Origin of the sequence: Acinetobacter sp. YH12120, assembly GCF_013418795.1 — a bacterium.
Taxonomy (GTDB): Bacteria; Pseudomonadota; Gammaproteobacteria; order Pseudomonadales; family Moraxellaceae; genus Acinetobacter; species Acinetobacter towneri.
The window spans coordinates 33286-54646 of the sequence record NZ_VPBI01000005.1 but is presented as its reverse complement, the minus strand read 5'-3'; the positions used below and the strand labels follow the sequence as shown (position 1 = coordinate 54646).

Genomic DNA, 21361 nt, shown 5'->3' with positions numbered 1-21361 from the left:
CCCGAAAAAATATAGGGGAATTTAAACCATAACAGGAGTGGATTCGGTGGCGAAAATTGTTGTCGTAACATCAGGCAAAGGTGGCGTAGGTAAAACCACTACAAGTGCATCTTTTGCAACAGGTTTAGCCCTACGTGGTCACAAAACTGTTGTTATCGATTTTGACGTGGGTTTACGTAACCTTGACTTAATTATGGGTTGTGAACGTCGCGTTGTTTATGATTTTGTGAATGTATTAAATAATGAAGCGCGTTTACAACAAGCATTAATTCGCGATAAAGATATCGAAAACCTTTATATTCTTCCAGCTTCACAAACCCGTGATAAAGATGCCCTCACCGATGAAGGTGTGGCACGTATCATGGATGAGTTGGCACAAGAATTTGATTACATTATTTGCGACTCACCTGCAGGGATTGAGCGCGGTGCCATTCTTGCAATGTACCATGCCGATGAAGCGATTATTGTGACCAACCCTGAAATTTCTTCAGTACGTGACTCTGACCGTATTATTGGTATGCTTGACAGCAAAACCAAAAAAGTAGAACAAAACGAAGGTCGTGTGCGTAAGCACTTGTGTATCACACGTTACAACCCAGAACGTGCCGATAAACAAGAAATGCTAACCATTGACGACATTTCTAAAGATATTTTACGTGTACCAACTTTAGGCGTTATTCCTGAATGTAAGAGCGTACTTCAAGCATCTAACGAAGGCAAACCTGTCATTCTGTATAGCGATGCTGCTGCAGGTCAGGCGTATGATGACTTGGTTGCACGTTTCTTGGGTGAAGAACGTCCGTTTCGTCATATTGAAACAAAACCGAAAGGTTGGTTAGCACGGTTATTTGGAGCGTAGACATGGCAGGTTTTTGGAGCAAATTATTTAGCGGTGAAGATAAGCCATCTAGCGCACAAACAGCAAAAGATCGCTTAAAAGTGATTGTTGCTTCTGAACAAGGTCTAGGTAAACGCTTAAGCCAAGACAAAATTGATCAGATGAAAAAAGAAATCATGCAAGTGGTAAATCGCTACGTGCGTGGTGTCGATGAACAACATATTCAAATGTCTGTGCGTTCAGAAGCCAATATTGAAATGTTGGAAATGAATATCAATTTGCCTGAAGAGCGATAATCTGAATACTGATTAGTCAAGCAAATTGAATCAGGGCAAAATAACACTAGTTATTTTGCCCTATTTTTTTCAAAAGAATATAAAGGAGATTGCCATGGCATTATCTCAACCTGCGACCTTTAACGAAGCATGGTCGGATGAACGTGTATTTGCCTATTTGAATCAACTTCCACCTGCAGGTGTGAATGCAGATTTTCACGTACTCTATCACGCATTTAAACACATGCGTCCAAGCGACTATGAACGTCTATTGACACAATTTATTGCCGATGGTCGCGATGTCAATGCCACTAATCCTGAAGGTCAGCGTATTCACGATGTGATTGCTGAATTTCCACGTCAAAAAGATGGTTTTTTAGCAGTTTTAGCCAAGTTTGCTTAAACTGTTTAAACACAATCTCTGGCTAAATTCAGCCAAAAAGATTGAGTGTAAAAAGAAAAAATCCCGCAATTGAATTGCGGGATTTTTTTATAGCACTACTTGATTCAAAATCAAACAGAAAGTGAAAGCTTTACACTAAAATTTCACGTTTCCCATTTGCTCCTTGCTCGCTCACAATGCCTTGCTCTTGCATCTGATCGACAATACGTGCCGCACGGTTATAGCCCAAGCTAAATTTGCGCTGTAAAGATGAGGTCGACACTTTACGTGTTTCCAAAACAAATGCTACACACTGATCATACAACACATCACGGTCTGGACTGCCTTCACCATCTTCAAAACCACGTGAAGATGGTTCTTCATCAAATGGCGTCAAGATTTCATCGACATAGTCAGAATCGCCACGCTCACGCCACGCATCACAAATACGGTTGACTTCATCATCCGAAATAAATGCGCCATGCACACGTTCTGGCTCAATTTTACCCGGTCCTAAAAATAGCATATCACCATGACCAAGCAGGTCTTCTGCACCGCCCGCATCCAAGATAGTACGTGAGTCAATTTTCGAGTTCACACGCAAAGCTACACGGGTTGGAATGTTGGCTTTAATTAGACCTGTGATCACATCCACCGATGGACGCTGAGTTGCTAAGAGTAAGTGAATCCCTGCTGCACGTGATTTTTGTGCCAAACGGGTAATCATTTCTTCCGCTTTCTTGCCCACTTGCATGATCATGTCGGCAAACTCATCTGCCACAATCACAATAGATGGCAATGGTGTTAAACGCGGTGCACGTTCTTGCGTTGCTGAATCTCCCGGCTTCCAAGTTGGATCAATTAAATCTTCACCATTGGCAATAGATTCTTCAACCTTACGGTTGTAGTCGCTTAATTTACGAATTTTCAGGAAAGACATTAGCTTATAACGACGTTCCATTTCATTGACACACCAATTTAAAGCGCTGACGGCATCTTTCATATCAGTCACTACAGGCGTCAATAAGTGTGGAATATCGTTATAGTTGGCGAGTTCCAATTGTTTCGGGTCAATCAAAATTAAGCGTAATTGATCAGGCTTGTATTTCAGCAACATCGACAAAATCATCGAGTTCACTGCCACTGATTTACCTGAACCCGTTGTCCCTGCTACGAGCATGTGTGGTGCTTTGCCCAATTCAGTAATCACAGGATTGCCTGAAATGTCTTTCCCCATCGCCATAGATAAAATGCCGTTTGGATCTTCAAAAGCAGGCGTTTGTAATAACTCAATCAAACGTACCATTTCACGTGAACTATTCGGTACTTCAATGCCAATATACGGTTTGCCTGGAATCACTTCGACCACACGTACCGATGCCATCGACATTGAACGCGCCAAGTCACGAGAAATATTGGTTACTTTTGAAGCTTTGACCCCAGGTGCCAAATCCAGCTCAAAACGGGTCACGACAGGACCAGGCTGTGCTTCAACCACTTTGGCTTTGACATTAAATTCCTGTAATTTAATTTCCAGCAATTCCGACAAGCGCGATAATTGTTCTGCGGTGAAGTTCACTTTTTTGTTTGGATCGACTTTATCAAGCAAATCCAAACCCGGTAATGGCGATAAATCACGACGTTTTTCTGCAACCTGCATGGCGCGTGACATCGGACGACCATGTGCATCAGTCAGCGGCGCATCAAAATCAAAGTCATCTTCGTCTAGTGGTTTGCCTGCGGTTTCCTGCCAAGCTTCGATAAATGCTTCTTTGGATAACGCCACTTTTTCTGCTTGTTCAGCCTGTGTAGCAGTCGCTGCGTTTGCCATCACTGCGGCAGTGGCTGCCGTCTGAATAGGTGCCTGAACAAAAGCAGAACTTTGTGCATAGCTACTGGTACTACGCGCTACAGGCGCTTGATCTTGAAATGCATCTTGCTGTAACTCATCACCCAAAAGATCATCCACCAACAAGTCATCTAAACTGTCTAAATCATGCTGCAAATGGCGCTCTTGGCGTACAGCATGATTTTGCGTATTCGAAGCACTTGACGATGGCGGGTTAAAATCTGACTCAAATCTGCTGAGATCATCGTTAAAATTGTGAGCCGTAGGATTCGAGTGCGGATGCACTGTTTCTTGCTGGGTCACAGACTCATCTAAAGTATCCATTGCCCCGCTGTTTTGGAATGGGCTGTGTAAATCACTTGCAGCTTTGCCTTGCGGAACTGCTGCGAGCAATTCATCAAAAATTTGATCATCATCCCAATCTAACGAAGATTTTGCAGTGGCTTGAGATGCCGTAGATGCAGGACGCACTTCATCAAAAGGATTCGATTGTAGATGTGGCTCTGGTTCTTCAGAAGCACGTAATAATGCATGAATGTCTTGGTTATGCTGACTGTCGGTATTTTCTTGTAAAGCACGCCACACTTCGCCTGTCGCAACAATACGCTGGCTGTCTTGTTCTAAGCGATGCGCCTTTTCGATGGTTTTTTCTAACTCAACATCATCAATTTCATCTTGCACCAATAGCTGTTGCTGCGCCTGTTGCTCTTCTTCTTCACGTTGCTGCATGTGATTAAACATACGCTCTGCCGCAGGATGTGGCGCAGTTGTTTCAGCTTCTTTCGCCTGTGCAACCACGGGTTCACTTGCTGCTTCTAAATCAGTTGATGCCACTTCAACAGCAACCACAGGTGCAGCAGCGACAACGGTCTTTTTCACCTGTGGTGTAGAACGGTCAAAGTCAGATTCTGCTTCAGGTACATTGCGATAGAACAAATCTTGCAGATAAGCAGGTGTAGCTTTTAAAGTTGCCCACGTTCTGTTCCACTTCACCCCAAATGCGAGGGTAAATAAGAAAATCCAAAAGACGACTAAAAAAAGTGTTGCTCCATAAATGGTTAAAATTTGCGATAAACTTTTCCCAAGTTCAAAACCAATGATGCCGCCTGAGGCATTGTCTAACGTATCGGCAGGTACTTGCCAAAATAAATACAGCAAACTTGCTGTTGCCAATAAAATGAAGAATTGTGCAGCATAACGAAATGGACGGTTTAAAAAACTACGTGGCCACCAGACTTGTAAGGCTTCAATAAAAAAATAAGCAGGAAGAAGCAGACTCGCCCAACCTAAAAAGCCAAACAGTAAATCGGCAATCCACGCACCTGCGATTCCACTCGCATTTGAAACCTGTTGGGTGTCACTGGAAATGTGCATCCAACCTGGGTCAAATGGAGTATAGGTCACTGTTGCAAGGAACAGATATATTCCAAAAGAGACCAAAAATAATGTCGCTATTAAGCGATGTGCATAAGCACCCGACACCGCAGTCATATATTGTCCTGTCGCCAATTCTTCATCAATGTTTTTTGTTTGTTCGATGGTCTTAAAAAGCCACCTGATTCGGAGCGTCTGTATTTCATTTAGCTGTGTCATTTAAGTTGCATTTCACGATGCAAGCTTCACCACACAGCAAGCTATAAATTATAACAGACCTTCTATTATGCATGTGTTGCCTAGAAAAAGATGCAAGATTATTGAAGTGTGTTGTTAACTTTTTCTATATAGCTCAAATCGATTTACATGATCAGTAATATCAACTTTAATCACACAGCAAACTCATCCTATTTCACGTATAATTCCATAAATTTCTAAATAAAAAAAGGATGCTGTGCATGAGCGCTCGTCACTCACGTTTAATTATTTTAGGTTCAGGCCCTGCAGGTTATAGTGCCGCAGTATATGCTGCACGTGCCAACTTAAAACCGACTTTAATTGCAGGCTTACAATTGGGTGGTCAACTCACCACAACTACGGAAGTTGATAACTGGCCAGGTGATCCTGAAGGTTTAACAGGCCCAGCGTTAATGGAACGTATGCAAGCTCATGCAGAACGCTTTGGCACAGAAATCGTGTATGACCATATCAATGAAGTGAACCTGAATGTGCGCCCATTTGTACTGAAAGGTGATATGGAAGAATTTACCTGTGATGCTTTAATCATTTGCACAGGTGCGACTGCACAATATTTAGGTTTAGAATCTGAAGCAGCATTTATGGGTCAAGGCGTAAGTGCCTGTGCCACCTGTGATGGTTTCTTCTATAAAAACCAAAAAGTGATGGTCGTTGGCGGTGGTAACACGGCTGTTGAAGAAGCATTATACCTGTCTAACATTGCATCACACGTGACATTGGTGCATCGTCGTGATTCACTTCGCTCTGAAAAAATATTGCAAGATCATTTATTTGCCAAAGAGAAAGAAGGCAAAATCAGCATTCTTTGGAACAACCAAGTTGATGAAGTCTTGGGCGACAACACAGGCGTAACTTCAGTACGTTTAAAATCAACTACCGATGGTTCTACTCAAATTGTTGATGTGTCTGGCTTATTCATTGCGATTGGTCACAAACCGAATACAGGCATGTTCGAAGGTCAATTGAACTTGCGTGATGGTTATATCCAAGTACAAAGCGGCACTTCAGGCAATGCGACTCAAACTTCTGTGGCTGGCGTATTTGCTGCAGGTGATGTGGCCGATTCAATTTATCGCCAAGCGATTACTTCTGCAGGTTCAGGTTGTATGGCAGCTTTGGATGCAGAAAAATATTTAGATGCACTTGGTGAATAATTTAGTGACCAAGTTTAAAGACCGCTCTCCTTGAGCGGTTTTTTTATCACGGCATTTTTAGGTATGATGAAATCAAGTTCATCGTAAAACTTCATACGGCAATTGATATGCACACGCTCCCGGCTTCACAATTCATTTTCCCCGATCCCATTGAAGTTGATCCTGAGGGTGAAGGCTTGATTTGTGTAGGTGCAGACCTTTCCCCTTCAACCTTATATGAAGCCTATACACATGGCTTATTTCCATGGTTTTCAGAAGGTGATCCTATTTGTTGGTGGAGTCCTGAGCCACGTTGCGTAATTATTCCGCAACATTATCAGCCGAGTAAGTCTTTAATCCGCAACATGAAAAAAATAGATTATCGCATTACTATCAATCATGCCTTTGAACAAGTGATTCGCAATTGTGCCTTGCCCCGTAGCTACGCCAATGATACTTGGATTTCTGAAGAGATCATTCAAGGTTATTGTCAGCTTTTTGCAGCAGGTTATGGCTATAGTTTAGAAGTTTGGGAGCAAGATAGTTTGGTCGGTGGTTTATATGGAGTCAGTATTGGCAAAGGCTGTTTTGGCGAGTCCATGTTTAGCCATCGTACCGATGTCTCCAAAATGGCATTTTATAGTTTGATGCTGCTCGGACAAGAACAACAATTGCCTTGGATTGACTGCCAATTGGTCAATGACCATTTAATCAGTCTCGGAGCATGTACACTTTCTCGCCAAGACTATCTTAAATCGTTACAAGATGTTGTAAAACAACCTGCAATCAATTGGAAAAAATATCAGGACAGTGTATTTTCAAGTAAAACAATAGCGCAGTATGCGCGCCTACTTGAATGACAATAACAGAGAGGGATCTTGACAATGAATTCATATCACCCAAAATCCCTGCTAAATGATTTGCAGTATTACATTACTCCGCCGCATGATTGCAGCTATTTACCTGAAAAATCTGCGCGGATGGTTTTTTTAGATCCTGCACATAAAATTGATGTGCTGACTTTGTCTGAACTCTCTCGGGTCGGTTTTCGTCGCAGTGGCGATTTTGTCTATCGTCCTGAATGCCATTTGTGCCGCCAATGCCTTTCTTCACGTATTCCTGTCGCTGAATTTAAAATGAACAGCACGCAAAAGAAAGCTTGGAAACGCAATCACGATTTACAGATCAAAATCACCAAGCCACAAGATGCAGGTGATTTGCATTATGCGCTGTATGAACGCTATATCAATGAACGACATGCCGATGGCGATATGTTCCCTGCCAGCCGTGACCAATTTGAAAAATTCCTAATCCACAGTTGTACCAGCAGCTTCTTTTTAGAGGTTTGGCAAGATGATCGCTTAATTGCAGTATCGACCTGTGATTATTTAGATGATGGTATTTCTGCGGTCTATACCTTTTTTGACCCAGACGAAAGTCGTCGCTCACTCGGAACATTTGCGGTATTAAAACAAATTGAACAGGCACAGCATTTGGGACTGCAATATGTTTACTTAGGTTATTGGGTACCACATTCCAATAAAATGAACTATAAATCGCAATATGTGCCCCTTGAGCTACTGCTTGATGGTCAATGGCGACGCATTAACCGCAGCCTAAATACCGATGAGGTGCAGCAATTGGGAAACTCCTTAATGACCACGCTGCCCTTAGGCTGGAATAACTCCATCATCAAATAAAAATGTAATGATGCAATACTGATTTTTGCATCGATCAGATTCACTTAAACAAACTGGCAAAATCATCGCTACAAGATTTCACCATAATAATGGCATGCTCCCGTGTGCCATCCGTTTTAGGATAATAATTTTTACGTAAATCAATTTGATGAAAACCTGACTTTTCATACAGGGCTATCGCAGCTAAATTACTTTCACGTACTTCTAAAAAAATCTGCACAGGTTGGTTTTTCAAACCTGCAATAGAATGTTCTAGCAGTTGATAACCTAAACCTTTGCCTTGCTGACTTGGATGCACCGCCATCAACAACAAATTTGCTTCATCCAACACAGGTTGCAAAATACAAAAACCCACCACTCTCCCTGCATGTTCAATCACGGTACTGTGATAACTCTCTACCGCTTCGGCAAATTGTTTGGCACTCCACGGATGACTTTGTACCAAATTTTCAATCGCAACCACATCGGCGACATCATGGGCTTGCATTAAACGAATCATAAGAAATGATCTTGTGCTGTTCTAAGATGTAGGCATTATAGATTTCACGACAAAAAAATCGAGCAAAAAAAAAGGCAACTTACGTTGCCTGACCAAAAGGAAAAGTTTAAAAGCCTAATTTAGCTTTCCAAGTATTTAATAATGTTGTGGTATCAAAATCGTTAGGATGAAAATTCGGTTTGAAATAGAACAACATTTCTTTGCCCATGCCTGTAATAATCCCTTTAGATGGACTATAGGCATAACGATAAATCATGCGTAAATTTTCCAAATTCAACTGCTTGTCTTGTTTTAGTAAACGCCACAAAAAATAGTTTTGTACAAAAAATAAAGTCAGCATCGAAATAACCAAAGAACTTGTACGTAGTGCATAGGCTTTCAGACCTTTGCCAAACACACCTTCAAATACTTCATACGCAACAGCTTTATGTTCGTTTTCTTCAATCGCATGCCACAACCACATAGTTTTCATGGTGTCATCGGTCATCAATTCTTGAATATGTGAATTGGTCAATAATTGTGAGGCAATCGTAGCTGTGAAATGTTCTAGCGCAGTGGTCGCAGTTAAATCTACCATTTTCTGTGTAATGCCAATCGGTTTAGCCAACTTTGCCATAAATTTGCGTGTAGTTTGAATCACAGTATCTGTATAACAATCCAAAGTATCAACATCATGCCCAAATTTCTGTGCAGAGGCATTAAAACCGACATGCTCATGCGTGTGCATGGCTTCTTGTCCAATAAATGCACTGATTTCTTTCTGTAAATCTGCATTGTCTTTCAGCATTGGGTGATAACGCACAGCACGCACACTGTCTATAAAGAACTTCTCACCTGCGGGAAATAACGCAGATAATGCAGTCATAAAATGCGTTAGACCTGCATTACCATTCATCCAATATTCAGGTACAGCATCAAAGTTGAAATTCATTCGACGGACAGGAAAACTCGCCCCTGCACGTTCACTAATACTCACTTTAGCATTCATGTTGCTCACTCCTGAGGTTACAACAATGAAGTCATTCATTTCCTGTAACCCGCTATATTTTTTATTTTTCGGTATGAGTTCATATTACGGTTTTCTGTGCGGTATTTAAGTGCAGTTAAGGACAGTGAGTTGTCAGTTCAGGACATGAGGAATAAAAAATAATGATAAGTGAAATTATTTTTTGTGACGCAAGAGTAAAAAATAGACAATGAAATTATTTTTACGACGCAAGAGTAAAAAAATAGACGATGATTTTTTATGACGTAAGAGCAAGAATAATTAGACAGCAAAATTATTTTTATGATGTAAGAGAAAAAAAGGCAACTAAACCGCAGCAAAAGAATGTTCATAAAATGGTTTTAGATTGATTCAAGGTTTAAAGAACAGCTATTTCATCCATCAATACAGTAGGACAAGCTTTCATCCACCTGGAAACTAGCACACAAAATACAGCCATAAAAAAAGCGCCCCAAATGGAGCGCTTTTTCACACTATAAAGTGATTATGCTGTTACTTTAGCAACAACACCAGCACCTACAGTACGACCACCTTCACGGATCGCAAAACGTAGACCTGGGTCCATTGCGATTGGGTGGATTAATTCTACTGACATTTCAACGTTGTCACCTGGCATTACCATTTCAACGCCTTCTTTCAACTGGATTGCACCAGTTACGTCAGTTGTACGGAAATAGAATTGTGGACGGTAACCGTTAAGGAATGGAGTGTGACGACCACCTTCTTCTTTAGAAAGTACGTATACTTCCGCATCGAATTTAGTGTGTGGCTTGATTGTACCTGGTTTAGCAAGTACTTGACCACGTTGTACGTCTTCACGCTTAGTACCACGTAAAAGAACACCACAGTTCTCGCCCGCACGACCTTCGTCAAGAAGTTTACGGAACATTTCTACGCCAGTTACAGTTGTTTTAACTGTGTCTTTGATACCAACGATTTCAACTTCTTCGCCTACTTTCACGATACCAGTTTCTACACGACCAGTTACTACTGTACCACGACCAGAAATAGAGAATACGTCTTCGATTGGCATTAAGAATGCTTGGTCGATTGCACGTACTGGCTCTGGGATGTAAGTATCAAGCGCTTCAACAAGAGCAACTACAGCATCTTCACCATATTGACCTGATTCACCGTTAAGTGCAGCAAGTGCTGAACCACGGATTACTGGAGTGTCGTCGCCTGGGAAGTCGTAAGTAGAAAGAAGTTCACGAACTTCCATTTCAACTAATTCAATTAACTCTTCGTCGTCTACGATATCGCATTTGTTTAAGAATACGATGATGTAAGGTACACCTACCTGACGAGACAGAAGGATGTGTTCACGAGTTTGTGGCATTGGACCATCAGTCGCTGAACAAACAAGGATCGCACCGTCCATCTGAGCAGCACCAGTGATCATGTTTTTAACATAGTCGGCGTGGCCTGGGCAGTCTACGTGCGCGTAGTGACGAGTTGGAGAATCGTATTCTACGTGAGAAGTATTAATTGTAATACCACGTGCTTTTTCTTCTGGTGCAGAGTCGATAGCAGCGTAATCTTTCGCTTCACCACCAAACTTACGTGCACATACTGTAGCAATCGCAGCTGTTAAAGTTGTTTTACCATGGTCAACGTGACCGATTGTGCCCACGTTAACGTGTGGCTTATTACGTTCGAACTTAGCCTTAGCCATGAGATCTTCCTTTTTAAAACAACTCATGGAGGATCACTCCATGAGCATTAGGTTTTTTAACTATGAATTAGTTTGCGCTTATAGTAATCGAAAGATTACTCGTCGTCACCTTTTTTACCACCAGACTGGAATTTAGCAATGATGCCATCTGCCACGTTACGTGGAGTTTCAGCATATTTAGCAAATTCCATAGAGTAAGTCGCACGACCTTGAGACATAGAACGCATGTGTGTTGCGTAACCAAACATCTCTGCAAGTGGAACTTCTGCACGAATTGCTTTAGTACCACCAGGTAAGTCGTCCATACCTTGAACCATACCACGACGACGGTTTAAGTCACCCATGATATCGCCCATGTAGTCTTCTGGAGTTTCTACTTCAACTTTCATGATTGGCTCAAGAAGAACAGGATCTGCTTTCATGAAACCGTCACGGAATGCGTAAGAACCCGCCATTTTGAACGATAATTCGTCAGAGTCGACATCGTGGTAAGAACCGTCGAATAATGTCGCTTTAATGCCTACAACTGGGTAACCAGCCAAGACACCATTCTTCATACGTTCTTGGATACCTTTGTCTACTGCACCGAAGAACTCTTTAGGTACTACACCACCTACAACTTCTTCAGCGAATTCGTAGTCTTTACCAGCTTCAGGATCAAGCGGCTCTAAACGTACGAATACGTGACCGAATTTACCTTTACCACCAGTTTGACGTACGAATTTACCTTCTTGCTCAATCGTCTTTTTGATCGTTTCGCGGTATGCAACCATTGGTTTACCAATGTTCGCTTCTACGTTGAATTCACGCTTCATACGGTCAACGATGATGTCAAGGTGAAGCTCGCCCATACCCGCAATGATCGTTTGACCAGATTCTTCGTCTGTACGAACGCGGAATGATGGATCTTCTTTCGCCAAGCGACCTAAAGCAACTGACATTTTTTCTTGGTCAGCTTTAGTTTTAGGTTCAACAGCCAATGCAATTACTGGCTCTGGGAATTCCATACGCTCTAGTGTAATTACGTGGTTTTCGTCACATAATGTATCACCAGTGGTTGTATCTTTAAGACCTACACACGCTGCGATGTCACCTGCACGAATTTCTTCGATGTCGTGACGGTCATTTGCGTGCATCTGTACGATACGACCAATACGCTCACGCTTCATTTTCACTGGGTTATAAACCGGGCTACCCGCTTTAAGAACACCAGAGTAAACACGTACGAACGTTAAGTTACCAACGAATTTGTCGTTCATGATTTTGAACGCTAACGCTGCGAAAGGTGCTTCGTCAGACGCTTCACGAGAACCTTCAGTTTCGTCTTTGTCGTCTAAGATACCTTTGATCGCTTCAACGTCAGTTGGTGCAGGTAAGAATTCAATTACTGCGTCCAACATACGTTGAACACCTTTGTTTTTGAATGCAGAACCACACATTGCAGGTTGAATTTCACCCGCTAATGTACGTTGACGTAAACCAGCAACGATTTCTTCTTTAGAAAGTTCGCCATTTTCTAGGTACTTGTCCATGAGTTCTTCTGATGCTTCTGCAGCAGCTTCAACCATGTTCGTACGCCATTCTTCAGCAGTTGCTTGAAGGTCAGCTGGAATCTCACCATATTCAAATTTCATACCTTGTGAAGCTTCATCCCAGATGATTGACTTCATTTCGATTAAGTCAACAACACCTGTGAATGTGTCTTCTGCGCCCACTGGAACAACGATAGGCACTGGGTTTGCACCCAAGCGAGTTTTCATTTGTTCAACAACGCGGAAGAAGTTTGCACCTGTACGATCCATTTTGTTCACGAACGCTAAACGAGGTACTTTATATTTGTTTGCTTGACGCCATACAGTTTCAGACTGAGGTTGTACACCACCTACAGCACAGTAAACCATACATGCACCGTCAAGAACACGCATAGAACGCTCAACTTCAATTGTGAAGTCAACGTGTCCTGGGGTGTCAATTACGTTAATACGGTGTTGGTCAAACTGGTTACCCATACCTTTCCAGAAGCATGTTACAGCTGCTGAGGTAATAGTAATACCACGTTCTTGCTCTTGTTCCATCCAGTCAGTTGTTGCTGAACCTTCGTGAGTTTCACCAAGTTTGTGACTTTCACCTGTATAGAACAAAATACGTTCTGAAGTTGTTGTTTTACCCGCATCGATGTGCGCAGAGATACCAATGTTACGGTAACGAGAAATTGGGGTTTGACGTGCCATGATTTCTAGCATTCCTAAATTTTGTTGTTTAAAACAGGACGCTTTAAGCTGCCTAGCAACTTAAAGCGATTTGATGACAATTCAGTGACAACCGATTCATCACCCTCCTGATTAGGGCCTGTTTTATCCGCTTAGAAACGGTAGTGAGAGAAGGCTTTGTTGGCTTCAGCCATACGGTGCACATCTTCACGTTTTTTGATCGCTGCGCCTTTACCTTCAGATGCATCAAGCAACTCGCCAGCAAGACGTAACGCCATAGTTTTTTCAGAACGCTTAGCAGCAGCATCTACCAACCAACGCATCGCTAAAGCAGTACGACGGGATGGGCGTACTTCCATAGGAACTTGATAAGTAGCACCACCAACACGGCGTGCTTTTACTTCGACCATTGGACGAACTTTTTCAAGCGTAGCTTCAAAAAATTCAACTGGGTCTACTTTAGATTTTTCTTGAACGCGGTCTAAAGCACCGTAAACGATACTTTCAGCAATAGATTTTTTACCATCTTGCATTACGTGGTTCATGAATTTAGCGATTGTTTGGCTGCTGAATTTAGGATCCGGAAGGATTTCACGAGCAGCGACTACGCGACGTCTTGGCATTTTAAACTACCTATAAATATGACACTTCAGGGTGATCCAGCCGTAGCACAAAGTGTCGTGTGCATTTCGCTGGCCTTACTACACGTCGCTTGAATTTCACAAAATTAAATGCAGAAATCAGACAAGCGAGACGATAAAGGATTGCAGTTCTACGAACTAATCTACGAACTAAGAGTTTAATCTTTAGAAGATTATTTCTTAGGACGTTTAGCACCGTATTTAGAACGTGACTGGTTACGATCTTTCACGCCAGCACAGTCTAAAGAACCACGAACGGTATGGTAACGTACACCTGGTAAGTCTTTAACACGACCACCACGGATAAGAACAACACTGTGCTCTTGTAGGTTGTGACCTTCACCACCGATGTAGCTAGAAACTTCAAAACCTGAAGTTAAGCGAACACGGCAAACTTTACGCATTGCTGAGTTAGGTTTTTTAGGTGTAGTTGTGTAAACACGTGTACAAACACCACGACGTTGTGGACAAGCCTTCAACGCAGGAACTTTTGATTTTTCAACCAAAGTCGTACGACCCTTACGGATCAACTGATTTGTTGTTGCCATGTGGCAATTCTCCCGTTAATAAAAAGCCCCAAAAACATACTACTTTTTGAGGGCATGCAATTGTAAGCGAAGATAGAAAAATGGTCAATATTTCATAGGCAGTTAAAATACCAACCAAATTTCTACTTATCACTTGTTTTTATTCAGCTTTTGGCTTGCGAGCACTTGTACGAGTTCTCGGCTTTTTTGTAACCTGCTTTGCAGTTTCTTTGCTTGATGTTACTGGATTTTCCGAAACAGTTTCAGCCACTTGAGTTGAATCTTCCACTGGCTCCAAAGCATCTTCCAGCCTATATTCATCAATTTCTTCTGCAGGTACAGCAGGTTTTTGCGGTGCAACTTCAGCATGTGGCTCTAGCATTTGATCTGCCAATTCTTCTAGACCTTGCTGAATATTTTCATCGAGTTGTGCTGCAGTTGTTTCCACTTTGTTCGATTTTTTCTGCACTTTTACCGTTCTGATACTTTCATGGTCTGATACGGTTTGCAGCAAAGCATCTGACGGCGCAGATTCTGCTCTCTCTTGCCCCTCTACTAATGCATCTTGCTCTGCATGTTTGGCTTCATTGCCCTTCAACTGCTCTAAGAGTTTAGGCGCAGCCTGTGCCAGCAATTCCAACGATTTTTCATACGCATGAATGGCAGATAAATTGCTGTCTTTATGCTGAATTAAATAGCTACGGGCATTGGAAAATACTTGCTGTGCCTTGTGATGCACATCTTCCACTAATTTCCAGCTATATACCGCACTCACCGATGCGGTTGCTACAGGCGTGAGTTTATTCAACATGGAAAACTTAGGTACATGATTCAACCACGGCCATTTGACTTGACCTTGCTCATTTAAGAAGTATTTCTTTAATACCTCATAATCATTGCTTGAACCGAGCATATTTTGTAATTGATGCACATCATGAGTTTGCAGCATATTAGATAAGGTTTTTAGCCCCATCAACACTGCTTGCTTTTCTGCAATGACGCCTAAATCAATTTGTTTAAAAATAAACTGAACAATTTCTTGCTCGGTGTCTTTATTCAGTTCAAAACCGTAGGCACGCCCAACCTGATAAATGGTACGTAAAGACATCACAATAGATGCAGGCACATCAATGGTTGAACCGATTACTCCTGTTGCACCTGTCAATGCGCCTTGCAGTGATGCAATCCATTTATTTTGTTCTGCAAGTGCCTGACTAATTCGTTTAGAACGATCTACATCTTGAGTCAATTCTTCTAAATCGCGCACACCTGCTTGATCAAGCACATCATCAACAGAGCTAATATTGGAGGTAAAACTATTCAGCTGATCAAATAAATAATCTGAAATTTTGTCGGAAAAATCGGGCGACACAAAACTCGCTACCTGATTGACGCGATTATAGTGACGTCCTAAAAGCTGACGTGAAACTTGTGGCACATGCTGTCTGAGCATGTGTTGAGGATTGTCATACTGACGCGCTTGAAAAGCACTAAAACTACGTGCCTGACCTTCAATAATTTGCCCTGATTTTGCACTGTGCTCATCCTTCGCTACAGTACCTGGTGCAACTTGCTGCAATACATGGATGCCTGTACTGCTGAGCTTTTTAGCCACCCCAATCGCATTCGAGAAGAATCCGCTTGATTGTTTATTCTTGGAATCTGACATTCTTACTCCTCATTTTTAATTTCTATGATTTATGGGTAGATACTAGGTGTAGTCTAAGTTTATCTCAATATGATTGTGTATCTTTTGGTTGGCTTCCTGCATCTCATTTGCCGCTTCACTGCGGTTTGATCTTCCCTGCAAAGTGGCATCATATTTGCCATAAGAATTCAAAATTCTTTCTGCTATTATGAACGCAATTGTAAGACATGAGTCATACCGTATCAGCGATTGCTTGGCAGTCACGGTGTTCGGCTCAACATTATCACCATAAAAGGGATCTGTAGATGAAACGTGTTGTAATCACCGGCATGGGCATTAACTCGTGCATTGGTAATACTTTAGAAGCTGTGACTCATTCTTTACAAAACGGTATTTCTGGGACACGTTCCAACCCAACTTATGCTGAACTTAATTTCAAAAGCCACGTAAGTGCAGCAGCAGAACAAAACTTTAACCACATTGACCGTAAATTAAAACGCTTTATGGGCGTGTGTGCGATGTACGCTTACAACGCTGCAGTAGATGCCATTGAACATGCGGGCTTAAAGCAAGAAGATTTAGCAGGCAACCCACGTTACGGTATCGCGGGTGGTTCAGGCGGTAACTCAACTGCATCTGTTGCAGAAATGATTGAGCTACTTGAAGAAAAAGGCGCACGTAAAATTGGCCCGTTCTTCGTACCACGTAACATGTCGAACACCATTACGGCAAACTTGGGTGTTGCGTTCAAATTACAAGGTATCGCGCACTCAATTACCAGTGCATGCGCAACTTCTGCCGATGCAATTGGTTATGCCTACAACCTAATTCAATTGGGTAAACAAGATTTAATGCTTGCAGGTGGCGGTGAAGAAGATCACTGGTCACAAAGCTTATTGTTTGATGCGATGGGTGCTTTGTGTTCTAAATACAACGACACACCAGAAACAGCATCTCGTCCGTACTCTGCAGACCGTGATGGTTTCGTCATTGCAGGTGGTGGTGGTTTCGTGGTTCTTGAATCACTTGAACACGCACAAGCACGTGGTGCAAATATTTTAGCTGAAGTGGTTGCGTATGCTGCAAACTCTGACGGTGCAGACATGGTTGCACCAAGCGGTGAAGGTGCAACACGTTGTATCTTGATGGCTTTAGACGAAGCGAAACAACACGGTGTAGACGCAATTGACTATGTGAACACACATGGTACTTCTACTCCAGCAGGCGACGTGACTGAATTGAAAGCCATGGAACGTGCGTTTGGTGAAGGTAAAGTGCCTGCTCTTAGCTCAACGAAGTCAATGACTGGTCACAGCTTGGGTGCTGCAGGCGTTCAAGAAGCAATTTATTCTGTCTTGATGATGCAAAACGACTTCATTGCACCAAACATCAACGTCACTGAACTTGATGAAGGCGCGAAAGCATTTGATATCGTACTTGAAAAACGCGACACAAAATTGAATACTGTGATGAGTAACAGTTTTGGTTTTGGCGGTGTAAATGCCTGCCTTATTTTCAAGAAGTGGGATGAATAATCTCCTATAGGATAGTCGATGGATGCACCTTCTGATGCTTTTTTATGGGTAAAAGCATTACATATTATTGCCGTGGTTTGCTGGTTCGCTGCATTGTTCTACTTACCACGTTTATATGTTTACCATGCCATGAGTGAAGATACACTGAGCCATCAGCGTTTTGAAATCATGGAGCGCAAGTTGTACCGAGGGATTATGTGGCCGTCTATGATTGCCACCCTCATCACGGCACACTTTTTGGTAGATTGGGGCGATGCGACCCGCAATTACCACGATGCGTTATGGTTTTACCTGAAAGTAGCATTGGTCGGTTTATTGGTGATTTACCATTTGGTTTGTGGCTATTACCGCCAAAAACTGATTGGCAATGCGCATTATAAATCACACAAGTTCTGGCGATTCTTCAATGAAATGCCGACTGTGCTGCTATTAGCGATTGTAATTTTAGTCGTGGTAAAACCACAGTTCTAAAATTTGAAACGCCAAGTATCCTGACATCTCAACCTGATTCGGTTGTAAAAAAACCTCAGTGCAAAGAACTGAGGTTTTTTTATGGGTGACAACTAAAAACAGCACTTATGCTTTAATTCAACGTATTTGTGAGTAAGGCTGAAAGCCCAATGCCGCTGCTTGTTTCTGCTGAGATTGAGGAATCGTGACAATAGCAATTTTTCCATCTGCACCACCACAGACCTGTGCATACATCCGCCCATCTGAACCTACACTGGCCCGCTTCACCTGAATCTGTGCTTGCTGTAAACGCTGAACAATTTCCGTAAGGGTTAAACCTGAATCTGGCTCACACTGTCGATGTTGCAATGATGTGTACATTTCGACCTGCGCAGTAGGTGTTGTGGATGTAGCAGCATGATTGGCACATGCAGTCATCAGTATTGAAACCGCTACTACTGCAATAGATTGACTAAATATCTTCATCACATACCCTCTTTCAATATTAAAATTAAATATTCAAATTAAATATTGAAGCACGATCTTTGCAATAACACTGCGCTAGAAATGCAAACAGATGTAAGCATCTCGCTCATCCAGATAACTGTTCAAGCACCGACAAAATTTGCGCAAAACACTGAATTCTATGTTTTGGTGCAGCCAAGTCTAACTCCTGAGCCGAACCATAGCCGTATTCGACTGCAACACAATCGACTCCATTGGCTCGTGCACCTAAAATATCGTGTTCACGATCTCCAATCATTAAACATTGTTCAGGTTGCAATTGTTCTTGCTGCAAAATATAGGCAATTAAATCCGCTTTATTGGTACGCTCACCATTTAGTTCGCTACCGTAGGGATATTCAAAATATTGCAATAAATCGAAGTGATCTAAAATTTGGCGTGCATAAATTTCAGGTTTGGCTGTTGCTAAAAACAGTCGATAGCCTTGCTGTTTTAAATCTGCCAATGTTGCAGCAACATCTTCAAAGACATGATTTTCAAATAAGCCTGTTGCAGCAAAACGCTCTCGATAGCCTGCTAAGGCTTGCTCTGCCAATACGTCATGCACATCTACATGAAGTAATTTTGCCAAAGAGGCTTTTAAGGGCGGCCCGATAATCCAATCAATATTTTCCGTATCTGCAATAGGATGTCCAACCTTAGCCAAACCATAACGCGCAGAAGCGGTAATGCCCTCTTTCGGGTCGGTCAGCGTGCCATCTAAATCAATTAAAAGGTTCTTTATCACAATGTCAGCCTATGTGCCTAAATGACTATCGAGTGTTACTCCAAAGTTGCCTATACTAACGTAAATAGAAGCAATTAAGGATATGTGTGTGCGACCAACAGTACTATGTTTTTCTGGTTTAGACCCTTCGGGTGGCGCTGGTTTACAGGCTGATATTGAAGCCGTTGGCAATAGCGGTGCACATGCAGCGATTGCCTGCACAGCACTGACCATTCAAAACTCTCAGCAAGTATTTGGCTTTAAAGCAACGTCTAAAGAATTGTTATTGGCGCAAGCCAATGCGGTGGTGAATGATTTGCCCATTAAAGTTGTAAAGTCGGGCATGTTGGGCACCACTGACAATATTGCAGCGCTGGCAGATTTTTTACGTGCACATCCTGATTATTTATATGTGCTTGACCCTGTTTTGGTTGCCAATAGTGGTGGTTCTTTAGGTAATCAAGCGACTTTGGTTCAGGCATTTGTCGAGTTGATTCCACTGGCGACTTTAATCACGCCAAATACTGTGGAATTACGTGCCTTAACGGGTGAAGATGATTTAGAACGCGCAACAGCTAAATTATTTGCAATGGGCGCGCAGGCCGTTTTGGTCAAAGGTGGGCATGAAGATACCCCTGATCATATTCGTAATGCACTGTATATTAACAATGAAATGGTTTCAGAAACCCGCTGTCCACGGCTTGAAGGTGAATATCACGGTTCAGGCTGTTCATTGGCGAGCTTTATTGCAGGGCGCTTGGCAATGGGAGATCAACTGAAACAAGCGGTACAACATGCTGAAACTTGGTTGTTTGGTGTGCTTAAATATGCGGAAACGCCTGTACCGAACGGACAGAAAATTCCGAAAAGGTTTTAGTGCTTATCGTTCAACTCCTTCAAACCCTGATCACCTTGTATCAGGGTTTTTCATTGCAACTTTTTAACGTTCGTGCCGTTGTTTCAAATTTTCGACATGTTGACGATTGGTTTTCCAAGACTTATCAAGTAGTTCTTTTTCAATTCTCAGCTGAATACGTTTCAGTTTCATCGGTGAAATGACTTCATGCCGAAAACCTTTGACATACTCAACCCATGCACTGCCTTTAAAAACATTGTTGGGCAAAGAGGTCTTAAACTCACAGTCTGGCATAAATACAATCACAGAATGCAGATATTCAGGCTCGACAATATCGCTCAATACTGATTCCAAAACTTTTATATGCTTATAGTTCTGATAGACAGGATTTTGAAACTTGTAGGTCTTTTTATAAATTTTTTGTGTCCATACTTTTTGGCGTTCTCCACCAAAAATCCAGCCTTTATAGTTTTTTGTTTCAATCACAAAAACCCCAAAAGGACTCAATAAAATATGATCTATTTGAGTTGTTCCTGCGAACTCATCAGGCAAAGTTACATCATTCAACAAGATATAACGTTCATCTAAATACAACTTCACATGCGTACTTACTGCGAGTTCCCCCACCTTTCCCTTTAGAAAAGGTTTGAAAATTTTGATCAGCCCTACACCTGCAACAAGCAGAATAAGCCACCAAAACTGCAACAATAATGTTTTTAACATTTCCCCTGCTCTATTTTATTTTGATCAAAATTGTTGTTGAATCTCAGTCATTTAAACTTTTGAAGTTGAAGATTCTAACTTTAACAAAATCGCTTTATTATCCAACCCGCCTGCAAAGCCCACCAATTTTCCACTTGCACCCACCACCCGATGACACGGTGCAATAATCGAAATTGGATTTTTGCCATTTGCCGCCCCTACGGCACGCATCGCATTCTCACTACCAACTTGTTCGGCAATTTGCTTATAACTACGAGTTTCCCCAAAAGGAATGCTTAATAACGCCTGCCAGACTTTCTTCTGAAATTCAGTGCCTTCAAAATCAAGAGGCACATCAAATTGCTGACGCTGACCTGCAAAATACTCTTGGAGTTGCTGCTGAGTTTTGAGCAAAATTGGATGATCATCTTGTCGAACTAAACTGGCTAAACGTACCCGTTTATGATCTTCGTTATCCCACATTACCGCAACCAATGCGTGATCGTGAGCCACCAATTTAAGCACGCCTACAGGAGTGTCCATTTCAGTAAATGCCAATTGCATTATTTTTC

Annotated in this window: 21 protein-coding genes; 9 read left to right on the top strand and 12 right to left on the bottom strand. The window is 42.1% G+C overall.

Features of this window, described 5'->3' with window-relative positions:
* The first annotated feature begins 46 nt into the window (after window positions 1-46).
* The 3 genes from minD (at window position 47) to FTU58_RS05230 (ending at window position 1516) form a co-directional block, all read left to right on the top strand.
* Window positions 47-859 carry a septum site-determining protein MinD gene (minD, locus tag FTU58_RS05240; RefSeq protein ID WP_096902697.1) on the top strand — a complete coding sequence of 271 codons (813 nt, stop codon included), beginning with the start codon at window positions 47-49 and terminating at the stop codon, window positions 857-859.
* A 2-nt stretch (window positions 860-861) separates the two neighbouring features.
* Entirely contained in the window at window positions 862-1134 is a 273-nt protein-coding gene (minE, locus tag FTU58_RS05235; RefSeq protein WP_096902698.1) for a cell division topological specificity factor MinE, read from the top strand.
* Window positions 1135-1228: 94 nt separating this feature from the next.
* Window positions 1229-1516 (top strand): PA4642 family protein, encoded by a 288-nt coding sequence (locus FTU58_RS05230; RefSeq protein WP_180062168.1) that lies wholly within the window; start codon window positions 1229-1231, stop codon window positions 1514-1516.
* A 130-nt stretch (window positions 1517-1646) separates the two neighbouring features.
* Here FTU58_RS05230 and FTU58_RS05225 read toward each other — a convergent pair whose 3' ends face one another.
* Window positions 1647-4835 (bottom strand): DNA translocase FtsK, encoded by a 3189-nt coding sequence (locus tag FTU58_RS05225; protein WP_180062197.1) that lies wholly within the window; start codon window positions 4833-4835, stop codon window positions 1647-1649.
* Window positions 4836-5176: 341 nt separating this feature from the next.
* Here FTU58_RS05225 and trxB point away from each other — a divergent pair, with 341 nt between their 5' ends.
* From trxB to FTU58_RS05210, 3 genes are all read left to right on the top strand, one after another.
* Window positions 5177-6130 (top strand): thioredoxin-disulfide reductase, encoded by a 954-nt coding sequence (gene trxB, locus FTU58_RS05220; protein WP_004975288.1) that lies wholly within the window; start codon window positions 5177-5179, stop codon window positions 6128-6130.
* A gap of 107 nt (window positions 6131-6237) precedes the next feature.
* The gene (gene aat / locus FTU58_RS05215; RefSeq protein WP_131261723.1) at window positions 6238-6969 is read left to right on the top strand and encodes a leucyl/phenylalanyl-tRNA--protein transferase; all 732 of its coding nucleotides are present in this window, start codon (window positions 6238-6240) and stop codon (window positions 6967-6969) included.
* Window positions 6970-6993: 24 nt separating this feature from the next.
* Window positions 6994-7809 carry an arginyltransferase gene (locus FTU58_RS05210; RefSeq protein ID WP_131261724.1) on the top strand — a complete coding sequence of 272 codons (816 nt, stop codon included), beginning with the start codon at window positions 6994-6996 and terminating at the stop codon, window positions 7807-7809.
* A gap of 40 nt (window positions 7810-7849) precedes the next feature.
* On the opposite strand, the gene rimI is transcribed toward FTU58_RS05210, so the two are convergent.
* From rimI to FTU58_RS05175, 7 genes are all read right to left on the bottom strand, one after another.
* On the bottom strand, window positions 7850-8308 hold the full coding sequence (gene rimI, locus FTU58_RS05205; protein ID WP_004975283.1) for a ribosomal protein S18-alanine N-acetyltransferase: 459 nt from the start codon (window positions 8306-8308) through the stop codon (window positions 7850-7852).
* A gap of 106 nt (window positions 8309-8414) precedes the next feature.
* Complete coding sequence (locus tag FTU58_RS05200; protein ID WP_180062167.1) at window positions 8415-9296, bottom strand: metal-dependent hydrolase; 882 nt, start codon at window positions 9294-9296, stop codon at window positions 8415-8417.
* A 502-nt stretch (window positions 9297-9798) separates the two neighbouring features.
* Complete coding sequence (gene tuf, locus FTU58_RS05195; protein WP_004975768.1) at window positions 9799-10989, bottom strand: elongation factor Tu; 1191 nt, start codon at window positions 10987-10989, stop codon at window positions 9799-9801.
* Window positions 10990-11084: 95 nt separating this feature from the next.
* Complete coding sequence (gene fusA / locus FTU58_RS05190; RefSeq protein ID WP_004975278.1) at window positions 11085-13220, bottom strand: elongation factor G; 2136 nt, start codon at window positions 13218-13220, stop codon at window positions 11085-11087.
* Between the two features lie 131 nt (window positions 13221-13351).
* Window positions 13352-13822 carry a 30S ribosomal protein S7 gene (gene rpsG / locus FTU58_RS05185; RefSeq protein WP_004975277.1) on the bottom strand — a complete coding sequence of 157 codons (471 nt, stop codon included), beginning with the start codon at window positions 13820-13822 and terminating at the stop codon, window positions 13352-13354.
* A gap of 191 nt (window positions 13823-14013) precedes the next feature.
* Window positions 14014-14388, bottom strand: a complete 375-nt coding sequence (gene rpsL, locus FTU58_RS05180; protein ID WP_000246374.1) for a 30S ribosomal protein S12 — start codon at window positions 14386-14388, stop codon at window positions 14014-14016.
* 139 nt (window positions 14389-14527) lie between these two features.
* Complete coding sequence (locus FTU58_RS05175; RefSeq protein ID WP_167846213.1) at window positions 14528-16036, bottom strand: EcsC family protein; 1509 nt, start codon at window positions 16034-16036, stop codon at window positions 14528-14530.
* 284 nt (window positions 16037-16320) lie between these two features.
* On the opposite strand from FTU58_RS05175, the gene FTU58_RS05170 reads away from it, so the two are divergent.
* Window positions 16321-17550 (top strand): beta-ketoacyl synthase N-terminal-like domain-containing protein, encoded by a 1230-nt coding sequence (locus tag FTU58_RS05170; protein WP_004975268.1) that lies wholly within the window; start codon window positions 16321-16323, stop codon window positions 17548-17550.
* Between the two features lie 18 nt (window positions 17551-17568).
* Complete coding sequence (gene hemJ / locus FTU58_RS05165; protein ID WP_004975266.1) at window positions 17569-18021, top strand: protoporphyrinogen oxidase HemJ; 453 nt, start codon at window positions 17569-17571, stop codon at window positions 18019-18021.
* Between the two features lie 117 nt (window positions 18022-18138).
* Here hemJ and FTU58_RS05160 read toward each other — a convergent pair whose 3' ends face one another.
* Window positions 18139-18486: a hypothetical protein gene (locus FTU58_RS05160; RefSeq protein ID WP_004975264.1), complete on the bottom strand. Its 348-nt coding sequence runs from the start codon at window positions 18484-18486 to the stop codon at window positions 18139-18141.
* Between the two features lie 106 nt (window positions 18487-18592).
* The gene (locus FTU58_RS05155; RefSeq protein WP_019837216.1) at window positions 18593-19252 is read right to left on the bottom strand and encodes an HAD-IA family hydrolase; all 660 of its coding nucleotides are present in this window, start codon (window positions 19250-19252) and stop codon (window positions 18593-18595) included.
* An 88-nt stretch (window positions 19253-19340) separates the two neighbouring features.
* Here FTU58_RS05155 and FTU58_RS05150 point away from each other — a divergent pair, with 88 nt between their 5' ends.
* A complete protein-coding gene (locus tag FTU58_RS05150; protein WP_167846215.1) occupies window positions 19341-20108 on the top strand; it encodes a hydroxymethylpyrimidine/phosphomethylpyrimidine kinase in 768 nt (255 codons plus the stop codon).
* A gap of 63 nt (window positions 20109-20171) precedes the next feature.
* On the opposite strand, the gene FTU58_RS05145 is transcribed toward FTU58_RS05150, so the two are convergent.
* A complete protein-coding gene (locus FTU58_RS05145) occupies window positions 20172-20810 on the bottom strand; it encodes a nuclease-related domain-containing protein (protein WP_004975258.1) in 639 nt (212 codons plus the stop codon).
* Window positions 20811-20861: 51 nt separating this feature from the next.
* Window positions 20862-21353 carry a methylated-DNA--[protein]-cysteine S-methyltransferase gene (locus FTU58_RS05140; RefSeq protein ID WP_004975257.1) on the bottom strand — a complete coding sequence of 164 codons (492 nt, stop codon included), beginning with the start codon at window positions 21351-21353 and terminating at the stop codon, window positions 20862-20864.
* Window positions 21354-21361 lie beyond the last annotated feature (8 nt).

Coding starts and splice junctions, on each gene's coding strand:
- minE (WP_096902698.1), top strand. CDS start 862: ATGGCAGGTTTTTGGAGCAAATTATTTAGCGGTGAAGATAAGCCATCT.
- FTU58_RS05230 (WP_180062168.1), top strand. CDS start 1,229: ATGGCATTATCTCAACCTGCGACCTTTAACGAAGCATGGTCGGATGAA.
- FTU58_RS05225 (WP_180062197.1), bottom strand. CDS start 4,835: ATGACTGCGGTGTCGGGTGCTTATGCACATCGCTTAATAGCGACATTA.
- trxB (WP_004975288.1), top strand. CDS start 5,177: ATGAGCGCTCGTCACTCACGTTTAATTATTTTAGGTTCAGGCCCTGCA.
- aat (WP_131261723.1), top strand. CDS start 6,238: ATGCACACGCTCCCGGCTTCACAATTCATTTTCCCCGATCCCATTGAA.
- FTU58_RS05210 (WP_131261724.1), top strand. CDS start 6,994: ATGAATTCATATCACCCAAAATCCCTGCTAAATGATTTGCAGTATTAC.
- rimI (WP_004975283.1), bottom strand. CDS start 8,308: ATGATTCGTTTAATGCAAGCCCATGATGTCGCCGATGTGGTTGCGATT.
- FTU58_RS05200 (WP_180062167.1), bottom strand. CDS start 9,296: ATGAATGCTAAAGTGAGTATTAGTGAACGTGCAGGGGCGAGTTTTCCT.
- tuf (WP_004975768.1), bottom strand. CDS start 10,989: ATGGCTAAGGCTAAGTTCGAACGTAATAAGCCACACGTTAACGTGGGC.
- fusA (WP_004975278.1), bottom strand. CDS start 13,220: ATGGCACGTCAAACCCCAATTTCTCGTTACCGTAACATTGGTATCTCT.
- rpsG (WP_004975277.1), bottom strand. CDS start 13,822: ATGCCAAGACGTCGCGTAGTCGCTGCTCGTGAAATCCTTCCGGATCCT.
- rpsL (WP_000246374.1), bottom strand. CDS start 14,388: ATGGCAACAACAAATCAGTTGATCCGTAAGGGTCGTACGACTTTGGTT.
- FTU58_RS05175 (WP_167846213.1), bottom strand. CDS start 16,036: ATGTCAGATTCCAAGAATAAACAATCAAGCGGATTCTTCTCGAATGCG.
- FTU58_RS05170 (WP_004975268.1), top strand. CDS start 16,321: ATGAAACGTGTTGTAATCACCGGCATGGGCATTAACTCGTGCATTGGT.
- hemJ (WP_004975266.1), top strand. CDS start 17,569: ATGGATGCACCTTCTGATGCTTTTTTATGGGTAAAAGCATTACATATT.
- FTU58_RS05160 (WP_004975264.1), bottom strand. CDS start 18,486: ATGAAGATATTTAGTCAATCTATTGCAGTAGTAGCGGTTTCAATACTG.
- FTU58_RS05145 (WP_004975258.1), bottom strand. CDS start 20,810: ATGTTAAAAACATTATTGTTGCAGTTTTGGTGGCTTATTCTGCTTGTT.
- FTU58_RS05140 (WP_004975257.1), bottom strand. CDS start 21,353: ATGCAATTGGCATTTACTGAAATGGACACTCCTGTAGGCGTGCTTAAA.